The organism is Paraburkholderia unamae (assembly GCF_003096875.1).
Taxonomy (GTDB): domain Bacteria; phylum Pseudomonadota; class Gammaproteobacteria; order Burkholderiales; family Burkholderiaceae; genus Paraburkholderia; species Paraburkholderia unamae.
This window is the reverse complement of sequence record NZ_QEOB01000012.1, coordinates 17,258-33,108: the sequence shown is the minus strand read 5'-3', so window position 1 is coordinate 33,108 and position 15,851 is coordinate 17,258. Positions and strand designations below refer to the sequence as shown.

Annotated in this window: 15 protein-coding genes; 2 read left to right on the top strand and 13 right to left on the bottom strand. The window is 65.9% G+C overall.

All coding sequences use genetic code 11. From position 1 onward, the window contains the following. The first annotated feature begins 41 nt into the window (after positions 1 to 41). Together C7402_RS24155 and C7402_RS24150 are read left to right on the top strand one after the other, a co-directional pair. Complete coding sequence (locus tag C7402_RS24155) at positions 42 to 1,298, top strand: ABC transporter permease (protein ID WP_116612430.1); 1,257 nt, start codon at positions 42 to 44, stop codon at positions 1,296 to 1,298. Positions 1,299 to 1,345: 47 nt separating this feature from the next. Next, positions 1,346 to 2,173, top strand: a complete 828-nt coding sequence (locus C7402_RS24150; protein WP_116612429.1) for an ABC transporter permease — start codon at positions 1,346 to 1,348, stop codon at positions 2,171 to 2,173. 19 nt (positions 2,174 to 2,192) lie between these two features. Here C7402_RS24150 and C7402_RS24145 read toward each other — a convergent pair whose 3' ends face one another. From C7402_RS24145 to C7402_RS24085, 13 genes are all read right to left on the bottom strand, one after another. Beyond that, a complete protein-coding gene (locus C7402_RS24145; RefSeq protein WP_116612428.1) occupies positions 2,193 to 3,806 on the bottom strand; it encodes a GMC family oxidoreductase in 1,614 nt (537 codons plus the stop codon). A gap of 27 nt (positions 3,807 to 3,833) precedes the next feature. Continuing rightward, on the bottom strand, positions 3,834 to 4,844 hold the full coding sequence (locus tag C7402_RS24140; RefSeq protein WP_116612427.1) for a zinc-binding dehydrogenase: 1,011 nt from the start codon (positions 4,842 to 4,844) through the stop codon (positions 3,834 to 3,836). 35 nt (positions 4,845 to 4,879) lie between these two features. After that, positions 4,880 to 5,398 (bottom strand): VOC family protein, encoded by a 519-nt coding sequence (locus tag C7402_RS24135; RefSeq protein WP_112175171.1) that lies wholly within the window; start codon positions 5,396 to 5,398, stop codon positions 4,880 to 4,882. A 34-nt stretch (positions 5,399 to 5,432) separates the two neighbouring features. Next, a complete protein-coding gene (locus tag C7402_RS24130; protein WP_165841983.1) occupies positions 5,433 to 6,371 on the bottom strand; it encodes a substrate-binding domain-containing protein in 939 nt (312 codons plus the stop codon). Between the two features lie 62 nt (positions 6,372 to 6,433). Then, positions 6,434 to 7,426, bottom strand: coding sequence for an ABC transporter permease (locus tag C7402_RS24125; protein WP_116612425.1), 993 nt, complete (start codon positions 7,424 to 7,426; stop codon positions 6,434 to 6,436). A gap of 3 nt (positions 7,427 to 7,429) precedes the next feature. Then, on the bottom strand, positions 7,430 to 8,908 hold the full coding sequence (locus C7402_RS24120; RefSeq protein WP_112175174.1) for a sugar ABC transporter ATP-binding protein: 1,479 nt from the start codon (positions 8,906 to 8,908) through the stop codon (positions 7,430 to 7,432). A 59-nt stretch (positions 8,909 to 8,967) separates the two neighbouring features. Then, the gene (locus C7402_RS24115) at positions 8,968 to 9,990 is read right to left on the bottom strand and encodes a zinc-dependent alcohol dehydrogenase (protein WP_116612423.1); all 1,023 of its coding nucleotides are present in this window, start codon (positions 9,988 to 9,990) and stop codon (positions 8,968 to 8,970) included. A 125-nt stretch (positions 9,991 to 10,115) separates the two neighbouring features. Next, complete coding sequence (locus tag C7402_RS24110) at positions 10,116 to 11,129, bottom strand: aldo/keto reductase (protein WP_112175176.1); 1,014 nt, start codon at positions 11,127 to 11,129, stop codon at positions 10,116 to 10,118. Between the two features lie 88 nt (positions 11,130 to 11,217). Next, positions 11,218 to 12,105, bottom strand: coding sequence for a shikimate dehydrogenase family protein (locus C7402_RS24105; RefSeq protein ID WP_116612422.1), 888 nt, complete (start codon positions 12,103 to 12,105; stop codon positions 11,218 to 11,220). Next, entirely contained in the window at positions 12,089 to 13,114 is a 1,026-nt protein-coding gene (locus C7402_RS24100) for a Gfo/Idh/MocA family protein (RefSeq protein ID WP_116612421.1), read from the bottom strand. The genes C7402_RS24105 and C7402_RS24100 overlap by 17 nt, the downstream gene beginning before the upstream one ends. Positions 13,115 to 13,142: 28 nt before the next feature. Next, positions 13,143 to 14,084: an electron transfer flavoprotein subunit alpha/FixB family protein gene (locus C7402_RS24095; protein WP_116612420.1), complete on the bottom strand. Its 942-nt coding sequence runs from the start codon at positions 14,082 to 14,084 to the stop codon at positions 13,143 to 13,145. Between the two features lie 15 nt (positions 14,085 to 14,099). Next, the gene (locus tag C7402_RS24090; protein ID WP_116612419.1) at positions 14,100 to 14,849 is read right to left on the bottom strand and encodes an electron transfer flavoprotein subunit beta/FixA family protein; all 750 of its coding nucleotides are present in this window, start codon (positions 14,847 to 14,849) and stop codon (positions 14,100 to 14,102) included. 12 nt (positions 14,850 to 14,861) lie between these two features. After that, positions 14,862 to 15,845 (bottom strand): ABC transporter permease, encoded by a 984-nt coding sequence (locus C7402_RS24085; protein ID WP_116612418.1) that lies wholly within the window; start codon positions 15,843 to 15,845, stop codon positions 14,862 to 14,864. Positions 15,846 to 15,851: the final 6 nt, after the last annotated feature.

Below are 15,851 nucleotides of genomic sequence, written 5' to 3'. Positions count from 1 at the left end.
ACGAGGCCTATCCGCATCGACAGCCCAGGCGCCACGCGACGATGAACACACCGCTGCCCACCACCGCTTACCCCGGCCCTGGCGCGACGGCCGCCGGCCGCGCGTCGTTTCTCGCCGCGCGCCGCAAGGCGGCCCTTCGTGCGCTGGCGCTTGCGCTGCCGCTGCTGGTCTTTTTGCTCGTGACCTTTGTCGCGCCGATCGCGAGCCTGCTCGCGCGCAGCGTGCAGAACCCCGAAGTGCGCCATGGCATGCCGCATCTGAGCGCGGCGCTCGCGAGCTGGAGCGGCGTTGGCGTGCCCGGCGAAAGCGCGTTCTCGGCGCTTGCCGCCGACCTGAAGCACGCCAGCGAAAACAGCCAGCTCGGCGATATCGCGCGGCGCATGAACTTCTATCAGCCCGAGTACCGGAGCCTGTTGTTCAAGACCGCGCGGGCCGTGCGCGCGCAAACGCCCGCGCAGTGGAAACCCGCGCTCATCGATCTGGACGCGCGCTGGGGCAGCACCGAAACGTGGCGGCTGCTCAAGCGCGCCTCGCAGTCGCCCACGCCCGATTACCTGCTCAACGCCGTCGACGCGCAGGTCGCGCCCGACGGCGCCGTCGCTCACGTGGCCGCCGGCAGCGCCGTCTATCGCGCCGCCTTCGCACGCACGGTGGCGATCAGCGCGAGCGTGACGCTGCTGTGCCTGCTGCTCGGCTATCCGGTTGCCTACCTGCTCGCGACGCTGCCCGAGAAGCAAAGCTCGCGCCTCATGATGTTCGTGATCGTGCCGTTCTGGACCTCGCTGCTCGTGCGCTCGACGGCGTGGTACGTGCTGCTGCAACCGGGTGGCGTGATCAACAGCGCGCTGCTGCGCCTCGGCGTGATCCATGAGCCGATTGCGCTCATCTTCAACCGCACGGGCGTGCTGATCGGCATGACGCACATCCTGCTGCCGTACATGATTCTCGCGATCTATTCGGTGATGAAGAACGTGTCGCCGTCGTACATGCGTGCGGCCAAGTCGCTCGGCGCGCATCCGGCCGTTGCGTTCGTGCGCGTGTACGTGCCGCAGACCTTCCCCGGCGTGGGCGCGGGCTGCTTCCTCGTGTTCGTGCTGGCGCTCGGCTACTACATCACGCCCGCGCTGCTCGGCGGCGCAGGCGACGAAATGATCAGCCAGCTCATCGCCGAGCAGACCAACGATCAACTGAACTGGGGCCTCGCCGGTGCGCTGTCCTGCTATCTCGTGATCTTCACCGGCGTGTTCTATTTCGTCTTCAACCGGCTCGTCGGCATCGACCGGCTGCGCTTCGGTTGACCGCGACCGTTCACGACCCACGCACTCACTGAACCATCGAGCCCGACATGAACGACGCCCGCCCCAGGCTCCTCTCGGAACGCATCGCAGGCGCCGGATTGCGACTGCATAGCGCGCTGATCTTCTTCTTCCTCGTCGCGCCGATTCTCGCGATCGTGCCGCTCTCGTTCAATTCGGGCTCGTTCTTCTCGTACCCGATGCAAGGCTGGTCGCTGCGCTGGTACGAGCAGGCGTTGAGCTCGCCGGACTGGCAGCGCGCGTTTGCGAACAGCCTCGGCATCGGCGCGGCGTCCACCTTGATCGCCACCGTGCTCGGGACGCTCGCGGCGCTCGGCCTGAGCCGCCCCGGCTTTCCGCTGCGCGCCATCGTCATGCCGCTCATCATTTCGCCGATGATCGTGCCCATCGTCGTGGTCGCGGCCGGCTTCTATCTCGTGTTCGCGCCGCTCGGCCTCGTGAATTCGTATCTGGGCGTGGTGCTTTCGCACGCGGCGCTCGGCACGCCGTTCGTCGTCATCACCGTGACGGCGTCGCTGCTGTCGTTCGATCAAAGCCTCCTGCGCGCGGCGTCCGGGCTCGGCGCGCGGCCGTGGGTGGCGTTTCGCCGCGTGACGCTGCCGCTCATCCTGCCCGCCGTGGCGACCGGCAGCATCTTCGCGTTCGCGACCTCGTTCGACGACGTGATCGTGATTCTCTTTATCGGCGGCCCCGATCAGCGCACCGTGCCGCGCCAGATGTGGAGCGGCATTCGCGATCAGATCGATCCGTCGATTCTCGCCGTCGCGACGCTGCTGATGATCTTCGCCGTCGCGCTGCTCGCCAGCATGAACTGGCTGCGCAAGCGCGCGCAGATGGCAAGCGGCGCGATGAGTTGACCGGGCCGCGCGTGTGAGGTCAGGTCACGCCAAGGATATGGTCCGCCGCTTTCTCCGCGATCATGATGGTCGGCGCGTTGGTGTTGCCCGAGGGAATGAACGGCATGACCGAAGCATCGACGACACGCAGGCCGTCGAGACCGATCACGCGCAGATCGGGCGTCACGACGCTCTCGCGATCGTCAGGCGGCCCCATCCGGCAGGTGCCCACGGGGTGGTGGTCGGTCTTGGCGCTCGCACAGGCGTACTGGAACAGATCGTCGTCCGTTTGCCGTTGCGGCCCGGGCAAGACCTCCCTGGACACATATTTCGCCAAGGCCGGTTGCGCCATGATCTCTCGTGCAAGGCGTAGCCCCTTGAGCGCCTTCTCGCGGTCCTGCGGTTCGGCCCAGTAATTCGGGTCGATCAGCGGCGCGGCAAGCGGGTCGGCGCTGCCCAGCCTCACCGTGCCGCGCGATTGCGGCCGCATATAGGCGGTGTTCAACGTGATGCCCGCGCCGCTCAGCGCCGCAACGCCCGCCTCGATTCCCGAACCGAGCCCCAGGTGGAACTGGATGTCCGGCGAACGCGCCGACGCGCTGCCGTCCGCGTACCAGAAGCCGCCCGTTTCGAACAGGCTCGAAGCCGCGGGGCCACGCTTGAACAGCAAATATTCGAGCCCCGCCAGCGCCGCGTAATGCGCGCGGTTGTACTTGTCGTAGGTATGGTCCCCCGTGCATTGGCCGATCACGAACAGGTCGAGATGGTCCTGGAGATTGGCCCCCACGCCCGGCAGATCGTGCGCGACTCGCACGCCCACTGAAGCCAGATGATCGGCGGGCCCGATCCCGGACTGCATCAATAGCTTCGGAGTGCCAATGGCCCCCGAACTGACGATTACTTCGCGCGCGGCACGCAACGCAACCGGTGTTTGCGAATCGCCGCCGGTCATCGTGACGCCGGTCACGCGCGAGCCTTGCAGATCGAGCCGCAGCACGGTCGCGCGAAGGCGCACCGAGAGATTCGGCCGGCTCAGTGCCGGTCTCAGGAAACCGACGGAAGCGGAAGCGCGTTGCGCGTCGCGCTGGGTGAGCTGGTAGTAGCCCAGCCCCGCCTGGCTCGCGCCGTTGAAATCCGCGTTGAAGGGAATACCCAACTCCTGCCCCGCCTGAAAGAAGGCTTCGCACACGGGCAACGGGCTAACCGGATTCGATACGCCGAGCGGGCCGCCATAACCGTGGTATTCGTTGGCGAACCGCTGGTTATGCTCCGAGCGCCTGAAATAGGGAAGCACGTCGCGGTAGCTCCATCCCCGCGCGCCGCCCAGCGTTTCCCACTCGTCATAGTCCGCGGCGGCGCCGCGCGCGTACACCTGCGCGTTGATCGACGAGCCGCCGCCGATCACCTTCGCCTGCGTGAAGCGCAACACGCGCTGGCCGAGATGCCTCTGCGGCACCGTGTGCCACCCCCACGAGCCGATCCCCTTCGTCATCTTGGCGAACCCGGCGGGCATGCGATAAAACGGATGACGATCGCCACCGCCGGCTTCGAGCAGCAGGACCGTCACCGAAGGATCTTCACTCAGCCGGTTCGCGAGAACACATCCCGCAGAACCGCCGCCGACGATAATGTAGTCGTAGGTTGCGTTTGTCATGTTACGAGCGAGAGCATCACAGAGTCGTCAGTGGGCGGCGGCGTCAAGCCAGTCGAACACCACGAACGGTGGGTCGACTTCGCCCGTACGCAGCGCGCCGTAAATGTCGCCGGCGTGCTCCGGGTTCGCGTGGCGAAACAGCCCCTCGACAGGAAAACGTCCCTCGCCCAGCCAACGCACCGCGTGCGTGAGGCCCGAGAGGATGCTGTGGGCGCTGTTGTTGTAGCCTCCGGTGAGTGCCTCCCAGCGAAACGGCTGGCGCAGAAGGGGCAACTCCCATTCCCAGCCGCTGCGCAGATGAACGAAGCCGCCGAAGACCGCGTCGAGCAGTTCGTGCGCGCTCGCGTCGCTGCGACGTCGCCAGGGCACGCCAACCAGCACGACCTCGCCGCCCTGGCGCACCATGCGGCATGCGTCCAGCACGGCTTGCTCGTGGCCCGAGCAGTCCACCATCAGCGCTACGTTCCCGAGCAGCTTCGCGTGATCGAGGGGCATCGCCGCGAACGCCGCTTCGATACCCGACGCAAGCACCCGCTCACGGCGCACGGCATCGGGCTCGACAACGAAGACCCGGTAGCCGCCAAGACGGAACAGATGCGCCGCGAGATAGCCGACCGGGCCCGCGCCGCCTATGCCGACCCAGTCGCCGGGGCGCGCGCGCGTCGTCATCAGCGTCGTCATGGAAACGCCGATCAGCCTGGCGAGCAGTGCCTCGCGCACCGCCAGGTGCGGTTCGATCGGCACCGTGTAGCGGACATCCACTTGCTGAAAGCTGCGGTGCGGCCCCATGCAAAGCCGCCGTTCGCCCTGCGCCACGCCGGACACCGCGCTACCCGCCGCTTCGACTTCGAACACCGCGGCGTAGCCGGGCCGCACGGGAAACGGCCCGTTGTCGGACCAGGCCAGCTCGGTTCCCGGGCTCACCAGCGTCGCGATCGTCCTGCCGCGCACTTCATGCTCGCCCAGGTTTTCCGGCTGCGCACACGGCTCAAAGACGATCTCGCCGCGAGCCGGAAAGACAATCTCCCGCTCCTGCATCGGCTCACCCCTCCTTTTCGTGCTCGTGGCCCCGGTCATTGCGCGGGCCCCACCGGGGACCAGAGCTTCGGAGCGCCTTCGCGCTCGTAAGCGAGCGCATGCCGGTGACTGACCAGTTCGAGAAATTGCCCCCACGGCGCGCGCAAATACACCCATGTCAGCCCGGCCATCGGACCGGTCTCGACGTCGGTCGGGCCTTCGAGCACGTCCACGCCCGCTTCGCGCAGGCGCGTTGCCGCGCCATGCGCGTCGTCCACCTGAAACGCCAGATGGAAGCCGCCCGCTTCGCTGTTGCGCTTGAGCGGGGCGTCGTTCGAATCGCCTGAGTAGCGAAACAGTTCGAGATTCGTCCCGTTGCCGCAACGCAGGACCTTGATGTCCTCGATACGGCAGTGCTCCGGCACGCCGAGCCGCCGTTTCATGAAGGCGTCGTCGGCCTCGATCCGGCCCGTCTCCATCACGGTCACCGCGCCGAATACCTTCGCGAAGAACGCCACCGCCTCGTCGAGATCCGGGACGGTGAAACCGATGTGCTCCAGTCCATGCACTTTCATGCCTTGCCTCCTGATGGTCCTATGGCGCGCGTCGTCAAAAGGCCGGCTTGACCGAATCCACATTCGCCTTCGTCACCCGCACCGTGGGCAGCGTGATCTTCGGCGGCACTTTCTCGCCCTTCAGAATGCGCAGGGCGACCTGCATGCCCTCCGTGCCTGCGGGCGGGTAGAGCCAGGTCGCCAGTTCGTCGCCTGCGCGAATCGCGTCGAACTCTTCCTTCTGGCCATCCAGGCCCACCACCTTGATTTCCTTCGAGCGTCCCGCTTCCTTGATCGCCTGAATCGCACCCAGCGCCATCTCGCCATTGGCGGCAAACACGATATCGACCGTCCCGGCCGGGTGAGCCTGAAGAATGTTCTGCATGACTGAATAAGCCTTCGGACGGCGATAATCGCCCGGCTGTTGTGCGACCACCTTGATGTCGGGATACGTCTTCGTCACCGCCTCCATGCCGCCCACGCGATTGAGCGACGTCTCGTCGCCGGGAATGCCCTCCAGCACGACGAGATTGCCCTTGGGCTTGCCGTTTTTCTGCGTGAGCGTCTCGACGATGAAATGACCCGCATCGGTGCCGAGCGCCCGGTTGTCGCCGGAAACCATGGTGACCGCGCCCGCGTTCTCGATGGGCTTGCCAACGAACATGTAGGGCACGCCGCGCTCCTTGAGCGATTCGAGTTCCTGGCGCAGCCCTTCTGCCTTCGCCGCCTGCACGAGGAGCAGCTTGATGCCTTTGGACTCCATGTCCTCGATTCCGGCGATCTGCGTGGCCACGCTGCCCTGGCCGTCGGTCGCGATCAGGTTCACGCCGGCCGCGCGCGCCACCGCCTCGATCTGGCGGCGCTCGGTGGCCAGCCACGGATGGTCGAGGCTCTCCTGCGAAAGACCCACGGTATCGGCGGCATGCGCGCCCACGGCGGTTCCTGCGGCGAGCGAAAGCGCCACCGCGCAGCGTACGAATCTGGATTGCAGCATCATCGTCTCCTTGCTTGATCGTATGGATGGTTCAATGAATTCAACGGCCGCTTTTCGGGCACTTATCGCCCTTTTGTGCGGCCGATCCGGGCGTGGATCAGGACGGCCCCCACGATAATCGCGCCCTTCACAATCAACTGCGTATAGGCGGGTATGTTCAACAGGTTCAGCAAATTATTCAGTACACCGATCATCATCACGCCGATCACCGTTCCGCCTATGCTGCCGGAACCGCCCATCAGGCTCGTGCCGCCCACCACCACGGCGGCAATGGCATCGAGCTCCAGCCCCTTGCCCAGGTTCGCCTCGCCGATGTTCAACTGCGTGGCCATCACCACGCCGCCAATTCCCGCGAACGCGCCCGAGATGCAATAGGCGATCACGCGCACGCGGTCCACCGGCACGCCCGAGAGGCGCGCCGCCTCGGCATTGCCGCCCACGGCGTAGATGTGCCGCCCAAAGCGGGTCTTGCGCAGCACGAGCGCGCTCAACGCGGTCATGACGACGAACACGATCGCCTGAACGGGCACGCCCGCGAGCTTGCCGCGCCCGATCCACGCCAGCCCCGGCGACACGCCGATCAGCGGCTGACCGTCCGACCATGCGAGCCCCACGCCCACGAGCGCGGTCATCATGCCGAGCGTGACGATGAAGGGCTGAATGCGCCCGCGCGTCGTGATGACCCCGTTGACCCAGCCGCAAACCAGCGCGACGAGCACGCCGCCGAACAAGGCCGCAACGCCGCCGTACGGCTTGAGACTCGCCACCGCCAGGGTGGCGAGACCCAGAATCGAACCCACCGAGAGATCGATGCCGGCGGTGAGAATGACGAACGTCATGCCGAGCGAAACGAGCCCGACAACCGAGACCTGCCGCACGACGTTGAGCAGGTTGTCGACGCTCAGAAACACCGGCGAAGACAACGCGGCGGCGGCGCATAAAAGCAGAAATATCGCCACGATCCCGTAGCGCTGGATAAGCTGGATGCGGCGGTAGCTCCGATCCGAAAAACGTGCGGTCGCCAAACCCTGGGGGACCGGTTCTGCAATTGCCATGGTTCACCTCGCCATCAGTTGAAGAACGGACACTTCCGTCGCGTCGCGGCCCGGCAGTTCGCCGGAAACCCGGCCATCGCGCAACACGACGATTCGATCGGCCAGCCCGAGAAGTTCGGGAAGCTCGGAGGAAATCAGCAAGACCGCTTTGCCGCTGCGCGCGATCTCGTCGATCAGCCGGTAGAACTCGGCCTTCGCGCCCACGTCCACGCCGCGCGTGGGTTCGTCGAGTATCAGCAAGGTGGTGTCATGCGCCATCCACTTGCCGAACACGACTTTCTGCTGGTTGCCGCCGGAAAGCGTGCCCACAGGCACCTCGGAGCCCGCAGCCGACACCGCGAGGCGCCGGCACACGGCATCGACCTGTGAGCGCTCGCGGCGCTTGTCGACGAAGCCGAACCGGCTCACGCGCGCCAGCGTGGGCAGCATGGCGTTTTCGCGGATGCTCAGGCCGAGCACGAGGCCCTGGGCCTTGCGATCCTCCGGCACGAGCGCCACGCCGGCTTCGATGGCCTCGGCCGCCGACTTTGGCCGATGCGCGCGCCCCGCCAGCGTCACGCTTCCCGCCGTCACGCCGCCTAGCCCGAACAGCGCCCGCGCGACTTCGGTGCGCCCCGCGCCGACGAGCCCGGCGAGTCCGACCACCTCGCCCGCACGCACGGTGAACGACACGTCGTGCACGCCGCTCTCCAGCGTCAGGCCGCGCACATCGAGCACGATCGGCGCACCATGCGCCTCACGCCGCGGCGGAAAGCGCGTATCGACTTCGCGGCCGACCATCAGGCCGATGAGCGACGCGTGATCCAGATCGGCCACCGCGCGCGTGCAAACCGCGCGGCCGTCCTTGAGCACCGTGCAGGTGTCGCAAAGGTCGAAGATCTCGTCCATGCGGTGAGAGACGTACAGGATCGTGACGCCCTCTCGCGACAAGCTGCGGACGATCTCGTAGAGCAGCGTGAGTTCGTGCTCGGAGAGCGTTGCGGACGGCTCGTCCATGATCAGCACGCGTGCCGATACCGCAAGCGCGCGTGCAATTTCCACAAGCTGCTGCTGCGCGACGGAGAGCGTCGCCACGCGGCGGCGCACGTCAATCGGCGCGCCTATGCGTTCGAGCAATGCCGCGGCGTCGCGTTGCATCGTCGCGCTGTCCAGCCAGCCTCTTACCGTGCGCTCGCGCCCGAGGAATATGTTCTCGGCCACGCTCAGCTCCGGAATGAGATTGAACTCCTGATAAATCGTCGACACACCTGCGCTGACCGCGTCGCGGGGCGTGGACGGATTGAACGGCTCGCCGTCGAGCACCAGCGAACCTTCGTCCTGCGCCGCCGCGCCGCTCAGGATGCGGATCAGCGTCGACTTTCCGGCGCCGTTCTCGCCAACGAGCGCATGGACGGAGCCGCGCCGGCACGAAAACGACACGCCATCCAGGGCGCGCACCCCAGGATATGATTTGCCGATGCCCTTGACTTCGAGTGCGACCATTACGTACTCCTGCATTTCATTCTGTCTCTCCCGCGCCTGCCCTAGGGAACGCGCCCGCCTCAGGCGACCTGCACCTGGATCTTCAGCACGCTGCGATCCTCCGAAAGCCGGTCGAACGCCGCTTGCACGTCGTCGAGCCGGTAGACCGTGGTGAGGAACGGTGCGGTTTCGATACGCCGGTAGCCAAGAAGCGTGGCGGCCTCGTGCATGTCGTCGCCCATTCCGGCGACGCTCGCCTGAACGCCCTGCTCGCGCAGCACGAAGTCCAGCGCGCTGATACGAAACGTGTGACCCGGCTTGGCGAGACCGAACGCGATCACGCGCCCGCCCGGCCGGATCAGCGTGAACGCGCGCTCATACAGGTCGGTCGAGCCGACACTTTCGACCACGACATCGGCGCCGCGACCGTCCGTTGCCGCGCGCATGGCCGTTTGCGCTTCGTCCAGATCGGCGACGACGATATCGGCTCCCAGCGTTCGCGCCAGTTCCGCCCGTTCGGCGTTGGGCTCCACCAGCATCACAGGCGCGGCGCCCACGCGCAGCGCGAGTTGCAGATGCATTTGCCCGATCGGACCGCCGCCGATCACGAGCACGCTCTCGCCCACGCGCACGTGGCTCTTGCGAAGCGCACGCACGATGCACGAGAGCGGCTCCACGAGCGCCCCCGTCTCCACAGGCATGGCCGCCGGCAGCGGCACGATGGCGTACGCCGGCACGCGAATATACTCGGCCATCCCGCCATCGATATGGATACCTAATTGAGTCACGCGTGCACAATTCAACACTTCGTTCTTGCGACAATAGAAGCATTCGCGGCAACCGATGTTGATATCGGCGGTCACGGCCTGGCCGACGCGCAAGCCGGTCACGGCTTCGCCCAGCGTGGCGATCGTGCCGGCGAACTCATGGCCCGGAATGAGCGGCAACCGGTCACGCGAATAGTTGCCGTGATAGATATGCAGATCGGTCCCGCAAATGCCGCAGCGTTCGACCTTGATGAGGACATCGTGCGGACCGCACGCTGGAACCGGTACCTCTCGCACTTCCAGTTGGCCAGGCGCAACCAGGACTGCTGCTTTCATGGCGTGACTCTCTCGCGGTGAATACGACGGGAAGAAAACGGACGACCGCGCCCCTGCCACGCGCGGGAGCGCGCGCGGCATGCCGATCGACCTTGAGCCGGGACGTTGCCCGGCACGCTCGTGGACTAAGGGGTCGGTGCGTCTTCGCGAATCAGTTCGCGGCGCTTGAGTTCGGCCCAGAAGGCCGATGGAATCTCCGTGCGGAACGTTTCGATGTTCTCGTCGAGTTGAGCGACGGAGCGCGCGCCGGGGATATTGGTGGGAATCGCCGGGTGTCCGAGCACGAACTGGAGCGCGGCGGCCTTCAGCGGCACGGAGAATTCGCGGCAAACGTGCTCGATCTGGCGTACTCGTTCGAGCACGGGCTCCGGCGCCGGTGCGTAGTTGTACTTGGCACCAGGCACCGCACCTGTCGCGAGAATGCCGCTGTTGTAGCCGCCGCCCAGCACGACCGATGCGTTGCGCGCCACGCAAAGGGGCAAGAAGCTTTCGAGCGCGTCCTGCTCCAGCAGCGTGTAGCGGCCCGCGAGCAGCACGCAATCGAAGTCGTTGCGCACCAGCGCCTCCTGCGCCACCTGCCACTCGTTCACGCCCACGCCGATCGCCTTCACCACGCCTTCGTCGCGCAGCTTGAGCAGCGCCTTGGCCGCGCCGGTCATCGCCTGCTCGAACATGGCGGGCTGCTGCGGCCCGTGCGTGTAGTTGTCGATGTCGTGAATGAACGCGATGTCGATATGCTCCAGCGCCATGCGTTGCAGGCTGTCCTCGATCGAGCGCATCGCGCCGTCGTAGCTGTAGTCGAAGCGCATCTCGAACGGCAGGCCGTCAACCCAAGGCGTGAAGTCGATCTCCGCGCGGGGTCGCGAGCGCAGCAAACGGCCGACCTTGGTCGATAGCACGAACTCGTTGCGCGGATACCAGCGCAGCCCCTGGCCGCAGCGCGCTTCGCTCAGTCCGTGCCCGTACATGGGCGCGGTGTCGAAGTAGCGCACGCCCGCGTCCCACGCGGCCTTGATGAGCCCGGCCGAATCCTCTTCGCTGATCGGCCTGAAGATGTTGCCGATCGGCGCCGCGCCGAAGCCCATGACCGTGGTTTCCAGCCCCGATCGGGGCCACCTGCGTTTCGCTGCTGGGTTCATTCGTCTCTCCTGAGCCAGGCATCGATCCTGGCCAACGATGGTAAAAGCCTGTGAACTCGACGTAGAAAGTAACTCTACGGATGGTTACTTATTGGCGATGGTAGTGGGCTTGCCCGCTCGTCACAATCGGGTTTTCCCCGTTTTCCCCCCGCTTTTCCCCGCCTCCTGCGCATGCCGGGGTCAAGCGAAAAAAGTCCGCGATGGAGCCCACGGAGTGCTCTAGCAAATGCCGCCCCTCGTGCGTCGCGAGGCCGCGCGTTTTCGCTTCGGCAAGCAGGCGCGTCGTGGCGGGCTTCATGATCAGATCGGCAACCAGCGCGCCCTGGCGTGCCTCGCCGAGGTCTACGGGCATCGGGTCGCCCTCTCGCATGCCACAGGGCGTAGCGTTGATGATCAGATCGTGCGTGCTCGAAGCGCGGGCTTCCCCTTCCCTAACGGCCGTATTCGAAGCATACGCCCGCAGCGCATGGAGCAGATTTTGCCGCGAATCCGCGCGTACGTCGCACACGTCCAGACTCGCCGCCTCCCGTTCGACCAATGCATGCGCCACCGCGGCGCCCGCGCCGCCCGCGCCCACGAGCAAGATGCGCCGGCCTCGCACGGTATGGCCGCGCGCAGCCAGGCCATCGACAAAGCCGATGCCGTCGAACATCGCGCCTGTCCATGCGCCATCGGGCTCGCGCCGCAAGCAGTTGACCGCGCCGACCGCGCGCGCCACGGGCGTGAGAGCGGCGGCGTACTTCGCGGCAGAGACCTTGTGCGGCACGGTCACGACCACGCCCGCCACGTTGGCAATCGCGCGCAGTCCGTCGAGCACCACGCCTAGCTTGTCCGCGCTCACATGAAAAGGAATCAGGACCGCGTTCAGCGACCGTTGCGCGAATCGCCGATTGAACAACTGCGGCGATTTCACCTGGGCGACCGGGTCGCCCAGAATGGCCACGATGCGGGTATCTCCGTCAATTTCCGGCGTCATGTTCCGCCCCTCCCTTCGCCGTCATTGCGGCTATGAGCCGTTGCACCTTGAGCGCGTCGTCTCCCGTCACGGGCGCCGGCCGGCCTTCGCGTATGGCGGCGATAAAGCCGGCCAGGAGCGCGCGATGCGGACCATGATCGAACGCCATCGGCTGTGCGCCGAAACCGGACGACGCGGCCTCTTTCTCCTCGAACGATTCCCGCCGCCCGTCGCGCCAGTAGATGTCGAGCCGCCCGCCTTCGAGCACCGCCGTGCCGTTCTCCGCGACAAATTCCAGTCGTTCCGGAAAGCCCGGATACGCCGCCGTCGTGGCGAAAACGCGGCCCACCGCGCCGCTTCGAAATTTCAATGCCGCGCAAGCGTAATCTTCCGATTCCATCCGGTGAACCGTTGTCGTCGAACACGCAGCGCTAACGACCGATGCATCGCCCGCGAGCCAAAGCAGCAAATCCAGCGCATGGATGGCCTGCGTGAGCAGCACGCCGCCGCCGTCCCGTGCGTAGGTGCCCCGGCCCGGTTCGTCGTAATACGCTTGATCGCGCCACCATCGCACCTCCACGCCCGCGCTCGCGAGCCGCCCGAGCGCGCCGCTTTGCACGAGCGTGGCCAGTTGCTGGACCGCCGGCCGAAAGCGGTTCTGGAACACGACGCCAAGGCGCACGCCCGCTCGCTGGCAGCATGCAGTCAACTGCTGGGCGCGCGCGAGCGAGACGTCGAGCGGCTTTTCGAGCAGCACATGCTTGCCAGCTCCGGCAGCCGCTTCGACGAGTTCGAGATGCGTATGCGGCGGCGTCAGGATGAGCACCGCATCGATCGAGGCATCGGCCACCACGCTGTCGAACGAGGGCGCGAGAGCGAAGCCGTGCTCGCGCGCGAACGTTGCAGCACGCACGGCGCTGCGCCCGGTCACGCCGGCCACCTCCACCTCCCGCGCCAGATCCTTCAGGGCGAGTGCGTGAGGCGCGGCCGCCAGTCCGACGCCGATCATGGCAACGCGCAGTGTGCTCATCCGGGCAGGCTCCTGGTCACGTTCGGGTCTAGCGTTGCGGGAGCGCGGCAACCAGCGCCGGTGTCGCCTCGAACAGATCGCCCACGAGGCCGTAATCGGCCACGCTGAAGATCGGCGCTTCCTCGTCCTTGTTGATGGCGACGATGACCTTCGAGTCCTTCATGCCCGCGAGGTGCTGGATCGCGCCGGAGATGCCGATCGCCACGTAGAGTTGCGGCGCGACGATCTTGCCGGTTTGGCCGACCTGATAATCGTTGGGCACGTAGCCCGCGTCCACGGCGGCGCGTGATGCGCCCAGGGCTGCGTTGAGTTTGTCGGCGAGCGGTTCCAGAACCTTGGTGTAGTTTTCGCCGCTGCCAAGGCCGCGACCGCCCGAGACGATGATCTTCGCGCTCGTGAGTTCGGGCCGGTCGAGCTTCGTGACTTCGCGGCTCACGAACTGCGAAAGACCGCTGTCCGCTGCGGCTTCGAGCTTTTCGATTATGGCGTTGCCGCCCTCGGCCGCGACGGCGTCGAACGCGGTCGTGCGGACCGTGATGACCTTGACCGGATCGTTGGACTGGACCGTTGCAATCGCATTGCCAGCGTAGACCGGACGCTCGAACGTGTCGGACGCGACCACAGCGGTGATATCGCTGATCTGCGCGACGTCGAGCTTCGCGGCAATGCGCGGTGTGACGTTCTTGCCCGATGCTGTTGCGGGCGTAAGGATGTGCGAATAGCGCCCCGCAATGCCCAGGACCGTCGCTTCGACGTTCTCGGCGAGACCTTGTGCGAGTTGCGGCGCGTCGGCCAGCAGCACCTTCGCAACGCCTGCAATTTTCGCTGCCGCATCGGCTACGGCCTGCGCGTTGTGGCCCGCGACCAGCACGTGAACATCACCGCCCATCTTTTGCGCAGCAGCCACGGTGTTCAGCGTCGCGGCCTTGACGCTTGTGTTGTCGTGTTCGGCAATAACCAGAATCGTCATTTCTCAATCGCTCCCTTACAGCACCTTGGCTTCGGTTTTCAGCTTGTCGATCAGCGCCGCAACGTCGGGCACCTTCACGCCCGCGCTACGCTTGGCCGGCTCAACGACTTTCAGCGTTTTCAAACGCGGCGTAACGTCAACGCCCAGGTCCTCCGGCTTGACCGTTTCCAGCGGCTTCTTCTTCGCCTTCATGATGTTCGGCAGCGTGACATAGCGCGGCTCGTTCAGGCGCAGGTCGGTCGTGACGACAGCGGGCAACGTGAGCGCGAGCGTTTGCGCGCCGCCATCCACTTCACGCGACACGGTGGCCTTGCCGTCGGCCACGACAACCTTCGAAGCGAACGTGGCTTGCGGCAGATTAGCCAGGGCGGCGAGCATCTGCCCGGTCTGGTTCGAATCGTCGTCGATCGCCTGCTTGCCGAGGATGATGAGCGAGGGCTGTTCCTTATCGACCAGCGCCTTCAAGAGCTTCGCCACGGCCAGCGGTTGCAGATCTTCATTCGACTCGACCAGCACGGCGCGATCCGCACCGATAGCCAGCGCCGTGCGCAGCGTTTCCTGCGCCTGCGAAGGACCGCAAGAAACCGCGATCACCTCCGTAACAACACCCGCTTCCTTCAACCGCACCGCTTCTTCAACGGCAATCTCATCGAACGGATTCATCGAGAACTTCACGTTGGCGATATCCACGCCCGTGCCGTCCGACTTCACCCGCACCTTCACGTTGTAGTCCACCACGCGTTTGACACACACCAGCACCTTCATACGTCGCACCCTTTACTTGATGACCAGAACCTTCGAACGGTCGAACGCCACCGTGACGGCAACGACCAGAATGACGCCGAACACGATCTGCTGCGCGAACACGCTCACGCCCACGAACGTCATGCCCACGCGCGTGACCGAAACGAGCAGCGCGCCGATCAGCGTGCGGCCAATGCCGCCCGCGCCGCCCGTGAGCGCGGTGCCGCCGACGATGACGGCCGCGATGGCCGGCAGCAGAAACTGGTCCGCGAGCGTCGGCGAGCCGCTACCGAGCCGCCCCGCCATGATCACGCCCGCCAGCCCCGCGAAAAGCGACGACGTCCCGAACACGAGCCATTTGTTGCGCGCCACGCGCACACCCGAAGCAATGGCCGCCGGTTCGCCCGCGCCAATGGCGTCCACGTGCCGGCCGAACACGGTGCGCCGATGCAGAAACAGGCAGATGGCGAACACCACGATAGAGAGGAGGATTTCATGCGGAATGCCGAACGTGCTCCCCGTCGTCCAGCCGAGCGCTGACTTTCGCACGTCGTCGTCAATGCCGATCGAGCGCGTGCCCGAAAGCACGAGGGCCGCCGCCGAAGCGATGCCGCCCACCGCAAGCGTCGCGATAAACGACGGAATGCGCAGCACGGTCTGGATCATGCCGCTCACGATGCCGATGCCGAACGACACCGCCAGCGCGATCACGGCGGCGTAGGGCCCGAAACGCGGCACAAGCAGCGCGACAATGACGCTCGCGAGCGACGCCACCGCCTGCAACGACAAGTCGATACTGCCGATCAGGATAACGAACGTTGTCCCGGCCGCCATCACGAACAAGGTACAACTGTCCGCGAGCAGGCCCAGCTGCGTCGAAGGCATCAGGAAGTGGGGTTGCACGATCTCGATCAGCAGATAGAGCGCGACGAGCGCTATGATCGGTGCGTAGTCTGTTAGTTTCGCGCGCAACGAAACCTGCGGCGCGTGACCCTGTGCGGTTTGGGAAGTCGACATGGCGTT

Bases quoted from the DNA above. Each gene is read 5' to 3' on its own strand.
- C7402_RS24085 (WP_116612418.1), bottom strand. From the start codon at position 15,845: ATGTCGACTTCCCAAACCGCACAGGGTCACGCGCCGCAGGTTTCGTTG.
- C7402_RS24135 (WP_112175171.1), bottom strand. From the start codon at position 5,398: ATGAAAGTGCATGGACTGGAGCACATCGGTTTCACCGTCCCGGATCTC.
- C7402_RS24155 (WP_116612430.1), top strand. From the start codon at position 42: ATGAACACACCGCTGCCCACCACCGCTTACCCCGGCCCTGGCGCGACG.
- C7402_RS24120 (WP_112175174.1), bottom strand. From the start codon at position 8,908: ATGGTCGCACTCGAAGTCAAGGGCATCGGCAAATCATATCCTGGGGTG.
- C7402_RS24140 (WP_116612427.1), bottom strand. From the start codon at position 4,844: ATGCAGGAGCGGGAGATTGTCTTTCCGGCTCGCGGCGAGATCGTCTTT.
- C7402_RS24150 (WP_116612429.1), top strand. From the start codon at position 1,346: ATGAACGACGCCCGCCCCAGGCTCCTCTCGGAACGCATCGCAGGCGCC.
- C7402_RS24100 (WP_116612421.1), bottom strand. From the start codon at position 13,114: ATGAGCACACTGCGCGTTGCCATGATCGGCGTCGGACTGGCGGCCGCG.
- C7402_RS24125 (WP_116612425.1), bottom strand. From the start codon at position 7,426: ATGGCAATTGCAGAACCGGTCCCCCAGGGTTTGGCGACCGCACGTTTT.
- C7402_RS24145 (WP_116612428.1), bottom strand. From the start codon at position 3,806: ATGACAAACGCAACCTACGACTACATTATCGTCGGCGGCGGTTCTGCG.
- C7402_RS24105 (WP_116612422.1), bottom strand. From the start codon at position 12,105: ATGACGCCGGAAATTGACGGAGATACCCGCATCGTGGCCATTCTGGGC.
- C7402_RS24110 (WP_112175176.1), bottom strand. From the start codon at position 11,129: ATGAACCCAGCAGCGAAACGCAGGTGGCCCCGATCGGGGCTGGAAACC.
- C7402_RS24115 (WP_116612423.1), bottom strand. From the start codon at position 9,990: ATGAAAGCAGCAGTCCTGGTTGCGCCTGGCCAACTGGAAGTGCGAGAG.
- C7402_RS24095 (WP_116612420.1), bottom strand. From the start codon at position 14,084: ATGACGATTCTGGTTATTGCCGAACACGACAACACAAGCGTCAAGGCC.
- C7402_RS24090 (WP_116612419.1), bottom strand. From the start codon at position 14,849: ATGAAGGTGCTGGTGTGTGTCAAACGCGTGGTGGACTACAACGTGAAG.
- C7402_RS24130 (WP_165841983.1), bottom strand. From the start codon at position 6,371: ATGCTGCAATCCAGATTCGTACGCTGCGCGGTGGCGCTTTCGCTCGCC.